Raw genomic sequence first — 15,327 nt, forward strand, 5'->3', positions numbered from 1 at the left:
GACGCATCGAGCGGACAACCGTCCCGTGCCTGGGTCAAGACCAGTCACGGACCTCCCGGGACATCCCCCCGGATATGCCCCGGACATCCCCCGGGCCTCCCCCCGGCATCCGCGCGCGCATCAACCCCGTGCGTACCGGCCGGGATGGACGTGCGTATTGACACGCCCTTGGTCCAGACCGCACGGTGAGCGGCGGACACGGACGCACCCCACCCCGCACCCCACCCCTGGAAGGGCCATCGGCGTATGAGCGAGAGCAAGCTGGCCGGTCAGTTCTTCGACGCGGCCATCGGCCTGCTGGAGAAGGTGCGCGACGAGGAGGCCGCACGGATCACCGAGGCCGGAGCCGTCATCGCCGACGCCGTCGCCGCCGGCAACCGCCTCTTCGCCTTCGGCGCCGGTCACTCCTCGCTGCCCGCGATGGACGTCGTCTACCGGGCCGGCGGACTCGCCCTGATGAACCTCCTCGCCGTCCCCGGCACCGTCGGCGTCGACGTCATGCCCGCCACCCTCGGCAGCGCCCTGGAACGGGTCGACGGGCTCGCGGGCGCGGTCCTGGACAGCAGCCCGGCCTCCGACGGCGACGTCCTCGTGATCATCTCGCTCTCCGGGCGCAACGCGCTGCCCGTGGAAATGGCCATGAACGCGCGCGCCATCGGCCTCAAGGTCATCGGCGTCACCTCGGTGGCGTACGCGACCGAGACCAAGTCGCGGCACGTCTCCGGCACCTTCCTCAAGGACCACTGCGACATCGTCCTGGACAGCAAGATCGCGGTCGGCGACGCGGAGCTGAGCGCCGAGGGCATCGACGCCCCCTTCGCCCCCGCCTCCACCGTCGTCACCAGCGCCATCATGCAGGCGGTGATGGCGGCGGCCGCCGGCGAGCTCGCGGCCCGCGGGCTGGAGCCCCCGATGCTGCGCTCGGGCAACGTGGACGGCGGCCACGAGTGGAACGGCCGCGTGATGCAGCAGTACGGCGACCGGATCTTCTTCCGCCACTGAGCCCTGGCCCGGCCCTGAGCCCAAGGGCCCCGGGCCTGAGGGCCTGAGGGCCTGAAGGCCTGAAGGCCTGAGGGCCTAAGCTCCCGCCGCCAGGTCCAGGTCCGCCGCGATCCGGGCCGCGACCTCCTCCGCGTACGCCGCGTCCGCGCTCTCGAAGGCGGCCCGCGAGGGCCCGCGCAGGAACGTCAGCGCCCCCAGGGTCCGGCCCCGGCTCCGCAGCACCGTACAAAGCGCGTGCGCCGCGCCCTCGGGCCACTGCCGGGTCCCCGCCCACTCCGCGTCGGCCTCCCCGCCCGGGGCGCTGGCGCGCACCGAGCCGATCCGGTCCAGCGCCTGCAACGCCGGGTGCCCGGCCGGATACCGCACGGGGATCGACCCGGGCCCCCGCAGCGACGGGGGTGACGCGGCCGACCGTACGAGCCTGCGCCGCTCGGGGTCGGCCGCGGGATCCAGTACGTCGAGCAGCACGTGCTCGGCGAAACCGGCCAGGGCGTAGTCCAGCCGTACGGCGGCCGCCTCGGCCGGGTCCTCGCACTCGGCGGCGGCCCGCCCCGCACGGTGCAGCTGATGGGACCGAAACCTCAGCTGGGCGGTGTCCAACTGGGCCTGCCGGGCCTCGGTGACGTCCTGGAACAGCCACCCGACCCCCAGCGGAACCGGCTCCTCCGCCAGCGGCGAGGCCAGCCGCAGGAACCCGCACCGCCAGCACCTGCGCCGTACCCCCTCCGCCGTGCGCACCGACACCCACACCTCCACCGGCGCGGGCGGCGCCCCCTCGGCGAGCACGTGCTGGAGCGCGCCCTCCAGCTCCTCCACGCCCTGGGTCAGCAGCTCCCCGAGCGGCCGCCCGAGCAGCGCGGTACGGCCCGTCCCGAAGGCGCGCGCGGCGTGCGCGTTGACGACCGCGGGCCGCAGGTCGACGTCGACGAGGACCACACCCCACGAGGCGTCCTCCATCAGCGCCTCGCTCAGCGCGATGGACCGCTCCAGGTCGATCTGCGCGTGCACCTCGCTGAAGGCGCAGTACACCCCGGCGGGTTTCCCGTCGGCGCCCGGCACACCGGCGGACTGGGTCCGCACGAGGACCCGCCCGCCGTCCTTGGTCAGCAGCGCGAACTCGTGCACCTGCCGTCCGGGCACGTGCTGGGCGGCCATGAGCCGGTCCTGCACGTCCTGAGCGTCGGCGGCCCGCACCGCCCACCCCTCGAACCCCTTGCGCCCCACGGCCTCGGCGGCGGACCAGCCGAGGACCCGCTCGGCCTCACGGTTCCAGTGGGTGATCACGCCGTCGGAGTCGAACGCGCACAAGGCGGCGTCCATCCCGTCCAGCAGCGCTGCGAGCAGATCGTCGGCGATCTCGTGACGTCCGGAAGCACTCACCTGACACCCCCTGCAGGTGTTCGCGTGTGCGGCACGTCGGATCATTCAACTGGAACGTGACGCAGCCCACACCGAGTTTCCCGGATTGAGTACGAGAAATCCGGTCAGGGCCTGTTCTGGAGGATCGTGTAGCCGAAAGTCCCGGCCACGAGGAGGACGGCGAAGACGACGGTCAGGGCGGCCATCCGCCACCCCGACGTCCACCGGTACCTCCGGTCCGACCGCTCCCCCCGCGCCGTCTGCCCGGCGATGCGCGGCTCCGCCCGCGGATCGGGCGTCCAGTCGGCCCCGCGCATCTCCCGGAAGAGGGACTGCAGGACGAGCACCTCGTGCTCGACCGCCGGCAGGTCGACGTCGTTCACGCAGGGCAGCAGCAGGCGCTTGCCGTCGGCGCGGTAGGCGTAGGTGACGATCGCGGGCATGCCGCCCCCGGCGGCGAGCCGGGGCAGGGTCACCGTACGGATGTCGTGGAGGTCCCCCCAGGCGATGCGGCGCACGCCCATCCCGGTGCCCCGGGATATGCCGTGGTGATCGACGCGGGTGAACTGACGCTGCCTGACGACCACCAGCCACCCGCACACGGGCAGCAGCACCAGGGTGATCAGCCCCTTCAGCCAGCGGGGCGGAATCGACGAGGCCCACAGCTCCAGGAACAGCAGGGCGACCGCGCTGCCCAAGGCGATCCAAGCGGCCACCGAGCCCTTCCGCTCGTGCCGGTACTCGCGCGGCAGCGCTCCTTCATACATCTCTCCCCCTCGGATATCACCCGGACCCCGCACGAGGCGTCGACCCGGTCCCCCGCTTCGCACGACCACCGGAAACAAAACGCTTGTGGCTGCGGGGACGTCTGCCTACGCTCGGACGTACACGAGAAGGGAGGTGGTTCCCGCAATGTACGGAAACCGGACGCGTGAGGTGGCTGCGGGCTAAGCGCCCGTCGTCGCACGCACCCAGTGCGGTGCCCGGCGCAAGCGCCTGGCGCCAATCCACAGCAGTCACCCGACCCGCGGGCTCGCCGGTACGTCCGGCCGGCTTCTCCCACTGCAGGGGAGAAACCCGAGCCCGCGGGTCGTCTGCTTTTCCAGGACATGCCGTTTCCAGGACGCCCGGCCGCGGCCTCTTACGGGCACAGGCGCTCAATGCGCCACTTGCCCCCGTCCAGGACGTAGTACAGCCGGTCGTGCAGGCGGTTCGCGTGGCCCTGCCAGAACTCCACCGCCTCCGGGACCACCCGCAGGCCGCCCCACTCCGGCGGCACCGGGACCTGCTCGCCCTCCGGGTAGCGGACGGCGAGCTCGGCGTAACGGCGGTCCAGTTCCCCGCGGGAGGCGATCACGCTGGACTGCTCGCTCGCCCAGGCGCCCAGCTGGGAGCCGTGCGGGCGGGAGCGGAAGTACGCCGCCGTCTCGTCGCGGCCGATGCGGGTCGCCGTGCCGGTGACGATCACCTGGCGGGCGATGGGGTGCCAGGGGAAGAGCAGGGCGACGTGCGGGTTCTCGGCGATTTCGCGGCCCTTGCGGGAGGCGTAGTTGGTGAAGAAGACGAAGCCCCGCTCGTCGAACTGCTTCAGCAGCACCGTGCGCGAGCTGGGCCGGCCGTCGGGGGTGGCCGTCGAGACGACCATGGCGTTGGGTTCGAAGAGGTGCGAGTCCACGGCCTGCTGGAACCACCGGGCGAACTGCCGCATCGGATCCTCGGCGAGGCTCTCCTCCTCGACGATCTCCGAGCGGTACTGCTTGCGCATCGTGGCGGGGTCAATGTCGTGGTCGGTCACGCGGGCCATCCTGCCGCAGCCGGGCCGAAGGCGGTGTGCCGTATGTCACGCTTCCGCAGTCCCGGCGGAACCGACAAAATCTTGGGGCCGGTCCGAAGGTTCCCGTACGGGTGACCTTCGGCCGTGCCGGGCATCAACGGGGATGACCGCGCCGGACCGCGAGTCACGCCGGGAGCCGCGCGTGTTCGCACTATCTGAGGAGCCGCCTGATGTCCGACTTCGTACCCGGGCTCGAAGGGGTCATCGCGTTCGAGACGGAGATCGCCGAACCGGACAAGGAAGGCGGTGCGCTCCGCTACCGCGGGGTCGACATCGAGGACCTCGTCGGTCACGTGTCCTTCGGCAACGTCTGGGGTCTGCTGGTCGACGGCGCGTTCAACCCCGGGCTGCCGGCCGCCGAGCCCTTCCCGATCCCGGTCCACTCCGGTGACATCCGCGTGGACGTGCAGTCCGCGCTCGCCATGCTCGCCCCCGTGTGGGGTCTGAAACCGCTGCTCGACATCGACGTGCAGACCGCCCGCGACGACCTCGCGCGCGCCGCCGTCATGGCGCTGTCGTACGTCGCCCAGTCCGCCCGCGGCCAGGGCCTGCCGATGGTGCCGCAGTCGGAGATCGACAAGGCGGAGTCCGTCGTCGAGCGGTTCATGATCCGCTGGCGGGGCGAGCCGGACCCGAAGCACGTCAAGGCCGTCGACGCGTACTGGACCTCGGCCGCCGAGCACGGCATGAACGCCTCCACCTTCACCGCGCGGGTGATCGCCTCGACCGGTGCGGACGTCGCGGCCGCGCTGTCCGGCGCCGTCGGCGCCATGTCGGGGCCGCTGCACGGCGGGGCGCCCTCGCGGGTGCTCGGCATGATCGAGGAGATCGAGCGCACCGGTGACGCCGTGGCGTACGTGAAGAAGGCCTTGGACAAGGGCGAGCGGCTGATGGGCTTCGGGCACCGCGTGTACCGCGCCGAGGACCCGCGCGCCCGCGTGCTGCGCCGCACGGCCAAGGAGCTGGACGCGCCGCGCTACGAGGTCGCCGCCGCCCTGGAGAAGGCCGCCCTGGAGGAGCTGCACGCGCGCCGCCCCGACCGGGTCCTGGCCACGAACGTGGAGTTCTGGGCCGCGATCATGCTGGACTTCGCCGAGGTCCCGGCGCACATGTTCACGTCGATGTTCAGCTGCGCCCGTACCGCGGGCTGGTCCGCGCACATCCTGGAGCAGAAGCGCACGGGCCGCCTGGTGCGGCCGTCGGCCCGCTACACGGGGCCGGGGCGGCGCAACCCGCAGGAGATCGAGGGCTACGCGGACATCGCCGAGACCGCATGATTCTTTACGCGTGATGCTCTACGCGTGATCTCCAGCCGGCAACGCCCGGGCGCCGCATTCCGTACGGGGTGCGGCGCCCTTGCGTTGGTCCGGCCGTCTTCAGCCGAGTGTCGCGTCCAGGATGCGGGACCACTGGGCGACGACGCGGGCCCGGCGGGCCCGGTCGTCGGTGAGGACATTGGCCAGGCCCAGGCCGCGGGCCATGTCGAGGAGGCCCTGCACGGTCTCCCGTACGCCCGGTACGGACTCGTCCGCGCCCAGCAGCTCGACGGCGATGCGGTGGGTCTCGCGGCCGACCCGGGCCTCCAGTTCGGTGACCCGGGGGCGCAGCGGCTCCTCGTTGGAGGCGGCGACCCAGAGTTGGAGCGCGGCCCGGAAGAGGGTGCCGGTGTAGAGGTCGACCAGCGCCTCGACCGCGGCGGGGCGGGCGGCCGGGCCGGAGTGGAAGAGGTCGCGCAGGGCCGTGGACCTCTCCTCCGCGACGTATTCGACGGCCGCGGTGAACAGGTCCTCGCGGGTGGGGAAGTGGTGCTGGGCGGCGCCGCGGGAGACGCCGGCCCGTTCGGCGACGACGGAGACGGTGGACCCGGCCCAGCCGTGTTCGGCCAGGCAGGACACGGCCGCCTCAAGGAGGTGGCGGCGGGTGACGCGGCTGCGGGCCTGTTTGGGGCCCGGGGGCGGGGGGCCCGGCGTAGCTTGCGTGGGGCCCTGGTCGGGCTTCGTTACAGCGCCCATGACGGTTCCCGGCGTTCGAAGCGGGCGGTGATGCCCTCGCGGGCCTCGGCGGAGGCGAAGAGCCCTGCGGACAGCTCGGTCAGGCGCGCGCCGTCGCGGTCCAGGGCCTCGCGTACGGCGGCCGTCATCAGCGCCTTGGTGGCCGCCAGGCCCTGCGGGGACGCCCGGCGCAGGCCGGCGAGTACGGGCGCCAGGGCCGCGTCCACGTCGTCGGCGTGCAGGGTGAGGAGGCCGATCCGGGCGGCTTCGGCGGCGTCGAAGGCCTCGGCGGTGAGGAAGTAGCGGGCGGCGGCGCGCGGGTCGAGGCGGGGCAGCAGCGGGAGGGAGATCACGGCGGGAGCGAGGCCCAGGTGGGTCTCGGTGAAGGCGTACGAGGACCGGGGCCCGGCGGCGGCGATGTCGCAGACGCCGAGCAGGCCGAGGCCGCCGGCCCGGACGTGGCCGGTGACGCGGGCGACGACGGGGCGGGGCAGTTCGGCGATCTCGCGGAGCAGGGCCAGGAAGTCGCCCGGGTCGAAGGGGGACGTGAGGTCGGCCCCGGCGCAGAAGGTGCTGCCGGTGTGGGTGAGCACGACGGCGCGGACGGCCGTGTCCGCGGCGGCGGTGGCGAGGGCGGCCCGGAGTTCGGCGACGAGGGCGGCGGAGAGGGCGTTGCGGTTGGCCGGGGAGTCCAGGGTGAGGGTGGCGATGCCGGTTGCTTGGGCGGCGTGCACGAGTGGGGCCATGTCTCCTCCGGAGCGGTCGGCGGTGGGGTGTGCCCGGCGGGCCCGGGTGGGTCCTTCGGGGAGGGTACGCGGGTGCCTTGCGGGCGGGTTGGCGGGTGCCCTGCGGGGTGCCCTGCGGGCGGCTGGGCCGGTGCCTGCGGGCGGCTGGGCGAGTGCCTGCGGGCGGCTTGGCGAGTGGCGGCTCTGGGGGTGGTGGGGCCTTGGCCCTGGTGCGGGTCGGGCTTGAGGGGTGGGGCGGGGCCCCGCACGAGGGTCTCCTCGGCTCGCGCCTGCGGCCGGGGTCGCGAGGGGCGGCCTGGGTTGCGCGCTCGTCCTGCGGGGACCCTCCTGCGTGTCCCCGCCCCACGCGGCACCCCCCGTGCGGGACCACCCCGCGGCGCGCTCGTCCTGCGGGGACCCCCCTGCGTGTCCCCGCCCCACGCGGCGCCCCCCGTGCGGGACCACCCCGCGGCGCGCTCGTCCGGCGGGGACCCCCCTGCGTGTCCCCGCCGCACGCGGCGCCCCGGGTGGCGGACCACCCCGCGCGGGGGCGCGTCCTCGGGGTCAGTAGGACTTGGGGAGGCCCAGGGTTTGGTGGGAGATGAAGTTGAGGATCATCTCGCGGCTGACCGGGGCGATGCGGGATACGCGGGCCGCGGTGATCAGGGATGCCAGGCCGTATTCGCGGGTGAGGCCGTTGCCGCCCAGGGTGTGGACGGACTGGTCCACCGCGCGCACGCAGGCCTCCCCCGCCGCGTACTTGGCCATGTTCGCGGCCTCCCCCGCGCCCATGTCGTCGCCCGCGTCGTACAGCGCGGCGGCCTTCTGCATCATCAGACGGGCCAGTTCCAGCTCGATGTGGGCCTGGGCCAAGGGGTGGGCCACGGCCTGGTGTGCGCCGATGGGCTCCTTCCACACCTGGCGGGTCTTGGCGTAGTCGATGGCCTTGGCGAGGGCGTAGCGGCCCATTCCGATGGCGAAGGCGGCGGTCATGATGCGCTCGGGGTTGAGGCCGGCGAAGAGCTGGAGGAGGCCCGCGTCCTCGTCGCCGATCAGGGCGGAGGACGGTAGGCGGACGTCGTCCAGGGTCAGTTCGAACTGCTTTTCCGCCGCCTGGAGTTCCATGTCGATGACGGAGCGGCCGAAGCCCGGGGTGTCGCGCGGAACGATGAACAGGCAGGGCTTGAGGCGCCCGGTCTTCGCGTCTTCCGTGCGGCCGACGATGAGCGTGGCGTCGGCGATGTCGACGCCGGAGATGAAGACCTTGCGGCCGCGCAGGATCCACTCGTCGCCCTCGCGGCGGGCCGTCGTGGTGATCCGGTGGGAGTTGGATCCGGCGTCGGGTTCGGTGATGCCGAAGGCCATGGTGCGGGTGCCGTCGGCGAGGCCGGGGAGCCAGGTCTGCTTCTGGGCTTCGGTGCCGAAGCGGGCGATGACCGTGCCGCAGATGGCGGGTGAGACGACCATCATCAGGAGGGGGCAGCCCGCGGCGCCCAGTTCCTCCAGGACGATGGACAGTTCGGCGATGCCGCCGCCTCCGCCTCCGTACTCCTCCGGCAGGTTGACGCCGAGGTAGCCGAGCTTGGCGGCGTCGGCCCACAGTTCGTCGGGGTGGCCGCCTTCGCGGGCCGCGCGGGCCAGGTAGGCGCGGCCGTAGCGCTGGCCGAGGGCGGCGACCGCGGTGCGCAGCGCCTGGTGTTCCTGGGATTCGATGACGGGGCTCATGCTGGCGTTTCCTCCTGGACTACGGCGAGCAGGGCGCCGAAATCGACCTGTTGGCCGGTGACGGCGTGGAGCGCGGTGAGCGTGCCGGAGGCGGGGGCGAGGATGCGGTGCTCCATCTTCATGGCCTCCAGCCAGAGCAGGGGCTGCCCGGCGGTGACGGGGCTGCCGGGGCCGAGGCCCTCGGCGACGCGGACGACGGTGCCGGGCATGGGGGCGAGCAGGGAGCCCGGTTCGGTGCGGTCCTGGGGGTCGGGGAAGCGGGGCACGGGGGTGAAGGTGTGGGCGCCGAGCGTGGGGGTCCCCCCGCCGAAGGCAGGGGGAGAGTCCACGTAGACCTTGTTCGAATTATGTTTCACGTGGAACAGGCGCCGGATCCCCTCGACTTCGAGCGTGACGAGGTTGGGGGTGGCGGCCAGGACGCGGATGCCAGGATGGTTCACGGGCTGGTACTGGACCTCGTACGCGGTCCCGGTGGCGGCAGCGGTGTAGCGGCGGGTGTGCGGCTGGGAGCGGACGTTGCGCCAGCCGCCGAGGCGGGCGGCGAGGGAGGCGCCCGGGGCGGGGGCCGCCTCGGCGAGGGCGGCGGCGAGGGCGGCCGCGGTGGCGTCCGGGGCGCCTTCGGTGAGGGTGGCGAGGTGGCGGTCGTAGAAGCCGGTGTCGAGCTGCCCGGCGGCGAACTCCGGGTGGCGCAGGGAGCGTACGAGGAGCTCGCGGTTGGTGGTGAGCCCGTGGATGCGTGCCGTGGCGAGGGCGCGGGCGAGGACGCGTACGGCCTCGGTGCGGGTGGGGGCGTGGGCGATGACCTTGGCGAGCAGGGGGTCGTAGTGGATGCCGACGGTGTCCCCGTCGGTGAATCCGGTGTCCACGCGGACCTCGCCGGGGACGGCGAGCGTGTGCAGGACGCCGGTCTGGGGGTGCCAGTCCTGGGCCGGGTCCTCGGCGTAGAGGCGGGCCTCCACGGCGTGGCCGGTGGGCTGCGGCGGTGACGGGGGCAGGGCGGCGCCCTCGGCGACGCGCAGCTGGAGGGCGACGAGGTCCAGGCCGAACACCGCTTCGGTGACGGGGTGTTCCACTTGGAGGCGGGTGTTCATCTCCAGGAAGTACGGGCGCCCGTCGGCGGTGACGAGGAACTCGACGGTGCCCGCTCCCCGGTAGGAGACGGCGCGGGCGGCGGCGACGGCGGCCGCGTGCAGGCTCTCGCGCAGGCCCTCGGGCAGGCCGGGCGCGGGGGCCTCCTCGATGACCTTCTGGTGGCGCCGTTGCAGGGAGCAGTCGCGCGTGCCCAGCGCCCAGACGGTGCCGTGCGCGTCGGCGAGGATCTGCACCTCGATGTGGCGGCCGCCTTCGACGTAGGGCTCGGCGAAGACCTCGCCGTCGCCGAAGGCCGAGCGGGCCTCGGCGCCGGCCGCGTCGAGGGCTTCCTTGAGGCCGTCGAGGTCGCGGACCACGCGCATGCCGCGTCCGCCGCCGCCCGCGGCGGCCTTCAGGAGCAGGGGCAGCTCGGCGGTGGTGGCGGTGGCCGGGTCGACGGGTTCGAGGAGGGGGACCCCGGCGGCACGCATGAGTTCCTTGGCGCGGGTCTTGGAGGCCATGGCCTCGATGGCCTCGGGGGGCGGGCCGATCCAGGTCAGGCCGGCGGCCTGGACCTGGCGGGCGAAGTCCGCGTTCTCGGAGAGGAAGCCGTAGCCGGGGTGGACGGCGTCGGCGCCCGCGGCGAGCGCCGCCCGGATGATCAGGTCGCCGCGCAGGTAGGTGTCGGCGGCGGCCGCGCCCGGCAGGCGTACGGCCGCGTCGGCCTCCCGGACGTGCAGGGCGTCGGCGTCGGGGTCGGAATGGACGGCGACGGTGGTCAGGCCCAGGGCGTGGGCGGTGCGGAGGATGCGTACGGCGATCTCACCGCGGTTGGCGACGAGGAGGGAGTGAAGGGTCATGTGCGGGCTCACATCCGGAAGACGCCGAAGCCGCCACGGGCGCCCTCGACGGGGGCGTTGTGGACGGCCGACAGGCACAGGCCGAGGACGGTGCGGGTGTCGCGCGGGTCGATGACGCCGTCGTCGTACAGCCGCCCGGACAGGAACATCGGCAGGGACTCGGCCTCGATCTGCGCCTCGACGAAGGCCCGCATCCCGGCGTCCGCCTCCTCGTCGTACGGCCGGCCCTTCGCGGCGGCGGACTGCCGGGACACGATGGAGAGCACCCCCGCGAGCTGCTGGGGGCCCATGACGGCGGATTTGGCGCTGGGCCAGGCGAAGAGGAAGCGGGGTTCGTAGGCGCGGCCGCACATGCCGTAGTGGCCGGCTCCGTAGCTCGCGCCGATGAGGACGGACAGGTGCGGGACGCGGGAGTTGGAGACGGCGTTGATCATCATCGAGCCGTGCTTGATGATGCCGCCCTGCTCGTACTCCTTGCCGACCATGTAGCCGGTGGTGTTGTGGAGGAAGAGCAGCGGGATGTCGCGCTGGTTGGCGAGCTGGATGAACTGCGCGGCCTTCTGGGCCTCGGCGCTGAACAGCACGCCCTGGGCGTTGGCGAGGATGCCGACGGGGTAGCCGTGGAGGGTGGCCCAGCCGGTGACGAGGCTGGGGCCGTAGAACGGCTTGAATTCGTCGAAATCGGAGGCGTCGACGAGGCGGGCGATGACCTCGCGGGGGTCGAAGGGCGTCTTGAGGTCGGCCGGGACGATGCCGAGGAGTTCCTCGGGGTCGTACAGGGGCTCCTCGGCCGGGGGCGGGTCGGCGTGCGGCTTGCGGTGGTTCAGGCGGGCGACGACGCGGCGGGCCCGGCGGATCGCGTCGTACTCGTCGAGGGCGTAGTGGTCGGCGAGGCCGGAGGTGCGGGCGTGCATGTCGGCCCCGCCGAGGGACTCGTCGTCGCTCTCCTCGCCGGTGGCCATCTTGACGAGCGGCGGACCGCCGAGGAACACCTTGGAACGGTCCTTGATCATGATGGTGTGGTCGGACATGCCGGGGACGTACGCGCCTCCGGCGGTGGAGTTGCCGAAGACGACGGCGATGGTCGGAATCCCGTCGGCGGAGAGCCGCGTGATGTCACGGAAGATCGCGCCGCCCGGGATGAAGATCTCCTTCTGGGAGGGCAGGTCGGCGCCGCCGGACTCGACGAGGCTGATGCAGGGCAGCCGGTTCTGCCGGGCGATCTCGTGGGCCCGCAACGCCTTCTTCAGGGTCCACGGGTTGCTGGCGCCGCCGCGGACGGTGGGGTCGTTGGCGGTGATCAGGCACTCGACGCCCTCGACGGTGCCGATGCCGGTGACCATGGAGGCGCCGACGGGGTAGTCGCTGCCCCAGGCGGCGAGCGGGGACAGCTCCAGGAACGGCGTGTCCGGGTCGAGGAGCAGTTCGATGCGCTCGCGGGCCAGGAGCTTGCCGCGCTGCTTGTGTCGGGCGGTGTACTTCTCGCCGCCGCCCCGGAGCGCCTTGGCGTGCTCGGCGTCGAGGGCGGTGAGGCGTTCCAGAGCGGCGGTACGGGCCTGCGTGTGCTCGGGGGCGTGCGGGTCGACGGTGGTGCCGAGGCGGGTCATGGACGGGTCCCCTCCGGGGCGGACGGCAGCAGGTGCGTCGGGATGTCGAGGTGGCGGGCGCGGAGCCATTCGCCGAGGGCCTTGGCCTGCGGGTCGAAGCGGTGGCCGGAGGCGACGCCGTCGCCGAGGAGGCCGCGGATCTCGAAGTTCAGGGCGCGGAGGTTCGGCAGCTCGTGGCGGACCACCGGGAGGTCCCGGGTCTCGGGCAGCAGGTCCTGGAGTGCCTCCACCGTGAGGGTGGTGCGCAGCCAGTCCCATGCGGCGGGGGTCTCCACCCACACGCCGACGTTGGCGTCACCCCCCTTGTCGCCGCTACGGGCGCCCGCCACCGCCCCGAGCGGCGCGCGGCTGGTGGGCCCGGCGGGGCTCACCGCCCCGAGCGGCGCGCGGGTCGCGGGCCCGGCGGGGCTCACCGCCCCGAGCGGCGCCTGGGTAGTGGGCCCGGCGGGGCTCCGCCCCGGGGGCGGCGCCTCCGCCTCCGGCGAGGCGGGAGAACCGGGGCTCCGCCCCGAACCCCGCTCCTCGGACGCGGGAAGGGCTGACAATCCAGCCCCGCCGGCGTTTGAGGCGCGGGGGCCCGGGGGCGGCGCCCCCGACGGGCCCGGGGGCGGCGCCCCAGTCGGGTCCGGGGTGGAGACCCGGGGGCGGTGGCCCGGGTCTGGCGCCCCGGTCGGGTCCGGGGGCAGCGCCCCCGACGGGTCCGGGCGCGGCGCCCCGGTCGGGTCCGGGGCGGAGACTCGGGGGCGGTGGCCCGGGTCTGGCGCCCCGGTCGGGTCCGGGGGCGGAGCCCCCGACGGGTCCGGGCGCGGCGCCCCGGTCGGGTCCGGGGGCGGAGCCCCCGACGGGTCCGGGGCGGAGACCCGGGGGCGGTGGCCCGGGTCTGGCGCCCCGGTTTCGGGAAGCGGCGGGGTGGGGGGCAGGCTCCGCGCGGCGGAGATCGGTAGGCGGGTGCCGTCCGGGAGGACCGCCGTGTGGGGGACGGAGTCGGCCGGGGCCAGGGCCGAGGTGAAGACCCCGTACGGCTGGGCCGGGCCCGGCGGGGCCGTCACGTGGAAGCCCGGGTAGCTGCCCAGGGCGAGCTCGATCGCGGCCGAGGTCAGCGCGCGGCCCACGCGGTCCGGCGAGGGGTCGCGGACCACCAGCCGCAGGAGGGCGCTGGCCGTCTCCTCCGTCGGGGCGTCCTCGTGGTCCGTACGGGACAGGGTCCAGTCGGCGGTGGCCACGCCCTCCAGGGCGTCGGACAGCTGGGCGCGGACCAAGGCCGCCTTCGCCTGGATGTCCAGGCCGGTCAGGACGAAGACGACCTCGTTGCGCCAGCCGCCGATGCGGGTGACGCCGACCTTGAGGGTGGCGGGCGGGGGTTCGCCCAGGACTCCGGTGATGCGTACGCGGTCGGGTCCGTCGCCGGTCAGGCGGACGGTGTCCAGGCGGGCGGTGACGTCCGGGCCGAGGTAGCGCACGCCCTGGGTCTCGTAGAGGAGCTGGGCGGTGACGGTGCCGGCCGAGACCGTGCCGCCCGTGCCCGGATGCTTGGTGATCACCGAGGTGCCGTCCTCGGCGATCTCCGCGAGCGGAAAGCCCGGACGGCGGACGTCGTGCGCGGTGAAGAAGGCGTAGTTCCCGCCGGTGGCCTGGGTGCCGCACTCCAGGACGTGGCCCGCCACCATCGCCCCCGCCAGCCGGTCGTAGTCGTCCGGGGCCCAGTCGAACCACCAGGCGGCCGGGCCGCTGACCAGCGCGGCGTCCGTGACGCGGCCGGTCACGACCACGTCCGCGCCGGCGCGCAGGCAGGCGGTGATCCCGCCGCCGCCGAGGTAGGCGTTGGCCGTCAGCGCGCCCTCGTACGGCGTCAGGTCGTCCCCCTCGACGTGGGCCACGCGGACGGGGACGCCCACCGTGGCCGCCAGGTCCCGTACCGCGTCGGCCAGTCCGGCCGGGTTGAGGCCGCCGGCGTTCGCGACGATCCGTACGCCCCGTTCGCGGGCGAGGCCGAGGCCTTCCTCCAGCTGGCGCAGGAAGGTTTTGGCGTAGCCGAGGCTCTGGTCCTTCAGGCGGTCGCGGCCCAGGATCAGCATGGTCAGCTCGGCCAGGTAGTCCCCGGTCAGCACGTCCAACGGGCCACCGGTCAGCATCTCGCGCAGGGCGCTGAAGCGGTCCCCGTAGAAGCCCGAGGCGTTGGCGATCCGCAGCGGCCGGCGGGTCATCGGGGGCCCTGCGGCGACGGTGCGCGTCCGGGCCCCGCCGGGCCCGCGAAGGCCTGCGCGATGTCCAGCCAGCGGTCCGCGTCGCGGCCGGTTGCGGCCAGGGCCAGGTCGGCGCGGTGGGCCCGGCGGGTCGCCAGGAGGCAGAAGTCGAGCGCCGGGCCGGTGACCCGCTGCGGGGCGCCGGGCGGGCCGTACGTCCACAGCTGCGAGCCGTCGGGGGAGGTCAGTTCCACCCGGAACTCCTCGGCGGGCGCCGGCAGTCCGTGTACGGCGTAGGCGTAGTCGCGGGCCCGCACGCCGATGCGCGCCACGTGCCGCAGCCGCGCGGTCGGGGTGCGGCGCACGCCGAGCGCGTCGGCCACGTCGTGCCCGTGCGCCCAGGTCTCCATCAGCCGGGCGCCTGCCATCGACGCGGCCTTCATGGGCGGCCCGTACCAGGGGAAGCGGGCGTCGGGCGAGGCCGCGGCGAGCGCCTCCCCGAGCGCGGCGCGGCCGGTGCGCCAGCGGGCGAGCAGGTCGGCGGGCGCCAGCGCCGCGCCCTCCCGCGCGCCCTCGTCGACGAAGGAGTCGGGCGCCTTCAGGGCCTCCTCGACCAGGGCGCCGAATCCGGTGGCGTCGGTGAGGGAGAGCAGCGAGGCCCGGTCGGTCCAGTGCAGGTGGGCGATCTGGTGGGCGACGGTCCAACCGGGCGCGGGGGTGGACCTGGCCCAGTCACCGGTCCCCAATTCTCCGACCAGCGCGTCGAGTTCCTCACTCTCCTGGCGCAGATCTGCGAAGACGGCGGGTGCTGCGGCGGGTGCTGCGTCGGCGGCGGACGGATCGGGCACGGTGCGCTCCCCTCTCGGCGTGAGGGGAAGACTGGCAGCACCCGGAAAAACAATCAAGCACGCTTGCATGATTTTCTTAGCGCCAGCCTCACCGGGCGACGCCTTCCCGCCACACCGCGCAA

At 74.1% G+C, this 15,327-nt stretch carries 12 protein-coding genes; 2 read left to right on the top strand and 10 right to left on the bottom strand.

The features are described from left to right. Positions 1–246: 246 nt before the first annotated feature. Complete coding sequence (locus tag AC07DU_RS07905) at positions 247–1,002, top strand: SIS domain-containing protein (RefSeq protein ID WP_360898553.1); 756 nt, start codon at positions 247–249, stop codon at positions 1,000–1,002. Positions 1,003–1,077: 75 nt separating this feature from the next. On the opposite strand, the gene AC07DU_RS07910 is transcribed toward AC07DU_RS07905, so the two are convergent. From AC07DU_RS07910 to pdxH, 3 genes are all read right to left on the bottom strand, one after another. Then, positions 1,078–2,382, bottom strand: coding sequence for a PAS domain-containing protein (locus AC07DU_RS07910; protein ID WP_479028870.1), 1,305 nt, complete (start codon positions 2,380–2,382; stop codon positions 1,078–1,080). 104 nt (positions 2,383–2,486) lie between these two features. Further along, on the bottom strand, positions 2,487–3,128 hold the full coding sequence (locus AC07DU_RS07915; RefSeq protein ID WP_479110231.1) for a hypothetical protein: 642 nt from the start codon (positions 3,126–3,128) through the stop codon (positions 2,487–2,489). A 374-nt stretch (positions 3,129–3,502) separates the two neighbouring features. Beyond that, the gene (pdxH, locus tag AC07DU_RS07920) at positions 3,503–4,165 is read right to left on the bottom strand and encodes a pyridoxamine 5'-phosphate oxidase (RefSeq protein WP_479110233.1); all 663 of its coding nucleotides are present in this window, start codon (positions 4,163–4,165) and stop codon (positions 3,503–3,505) included. Positions 4,166–4,365: 200 nt separating this feature from the next. Here pdxH and AC07DU_RS07925 point away from each other — a divergent pair, with 200 nt between their 5' ends. After that, a complete protein-coding gene (locus AC07DU_RS07925) occupies positions 4,366–5,472 on the top strand; it encodes a citrate synthase 2 (protein ID WP_360898557.1) in 1,107 nt (368 codons plus the stop codon). Between the two features lie 99 nt (positions 5,473–5,571). Here AC07DU_RS07925 and AC07DU_RS07930 read toward each other — a convergent pair whose 3' ends face one another. The 7 genes from AC07DU_RS07930 to AC07DU_RS07960 form a co-directional block, all read right to left on the bottom strand. Continuing rightward, the gene (locus AC07DU_RS07930; RefSeq protein WP_479110235.1) at positions 5,572–6,207 is read right to left on the bottom strand and encodes a TetR/AcrR family transcriptional regulator; all 636 of its coding nucleotides are present in this window, start codon (positions 6,205–6,207) and stop codon (positions 5,572–5,574) included. After that, positions 6,195–6,932, bottom strand: coding sequence for an enoyl-CoA hydratase family protein (locus AC07DU_RS07935; RefSeq protein WP_479110237.1), 738 nt, complete (start codon positions 6,930–6,932; stop codon positions 6,195–6,197). The genes AC07DU_RS07930 and AC07DU_RS07935 overlap by 13 nt, the downstream gene beginning before the upstream one ends. Positions 6,933–7,475: 543 nt before the next feature. Continuing rightward, positions 7,476–8,636: an acyl-CoA dehydrogenase family protein gene (locus tag AC07DU_RS07940; protein ID WP_479028879.1), complete on the bottom strand. Its 1,161-nt coding sequence runs from the start codon at positions 8,634–8,636 to the stop codon at positions 7,476–7,478. After that, a complete protein-coding gene (locus AC07DU_RS07945; protein WP_479110239.1) occupies positions 8,633–10,567 on the bottom strand; it encodes an acetyl/propionyl/methylcrotonyl-CoA carboxylase subunit alpha in 1,935 nt (644 codons plus the stop codon). Before AC07DU_RS07945 ends, AC07DU_RS07940 begins: the two co-directional genes overlap by 4 nt. A gap of 8 nt (positions 10,568–10,575) precedes the next feature. Beyond that, on the bottom strand, positions 10,576–12,174 hold the full coding sequence (locus AC07DU_RS07950; RefSeq protein ID WP_360898567.1) for an acyl-CoA carboxylase subunit beta: 1,599 nt from the start codon (positions 12,172–12,174) through the stop codon (positions 10,576–10,578). Continuing rightward, a complete protein-coding gene (locus tag AC07DU_RS07955; RefSeq protein ID WP_479110241.1) occupies positions 12,171–14,378 on the bottom strand; it encodes an acyclic terpene utilization AtuA family protein in 2,208 nt (735 codons plus the stop codon). The genes AC07DU_RS07950 and AC07DU_RS07955 overlap by 4 nt, the downstream gene beginning before the upstream one ends. Next, positions 14,375–15,205 carry a TIGR03084 family metal-binding protein gene (locus tag AC07DU_RS07960; protein ID WP_479110243.1) on the bottom strand — a complete coding sequence of 277 codons (831 nt, stop codon included), beginning with the start codon at positions 15,203–15,205 and terminating at the stop codon, positions 14,375–14,377. The genes AC07DU_RS07955 and AC07DU_RS07960 overlap by 4 nt, the downstream gene beginning before the upstream one ends. Positions 15,206–15,327: the final 122 nt, after the last annotated feature.

It is taken from the genome of Streptomyces sp. NPDC045695, assembly GCF_056432025.1.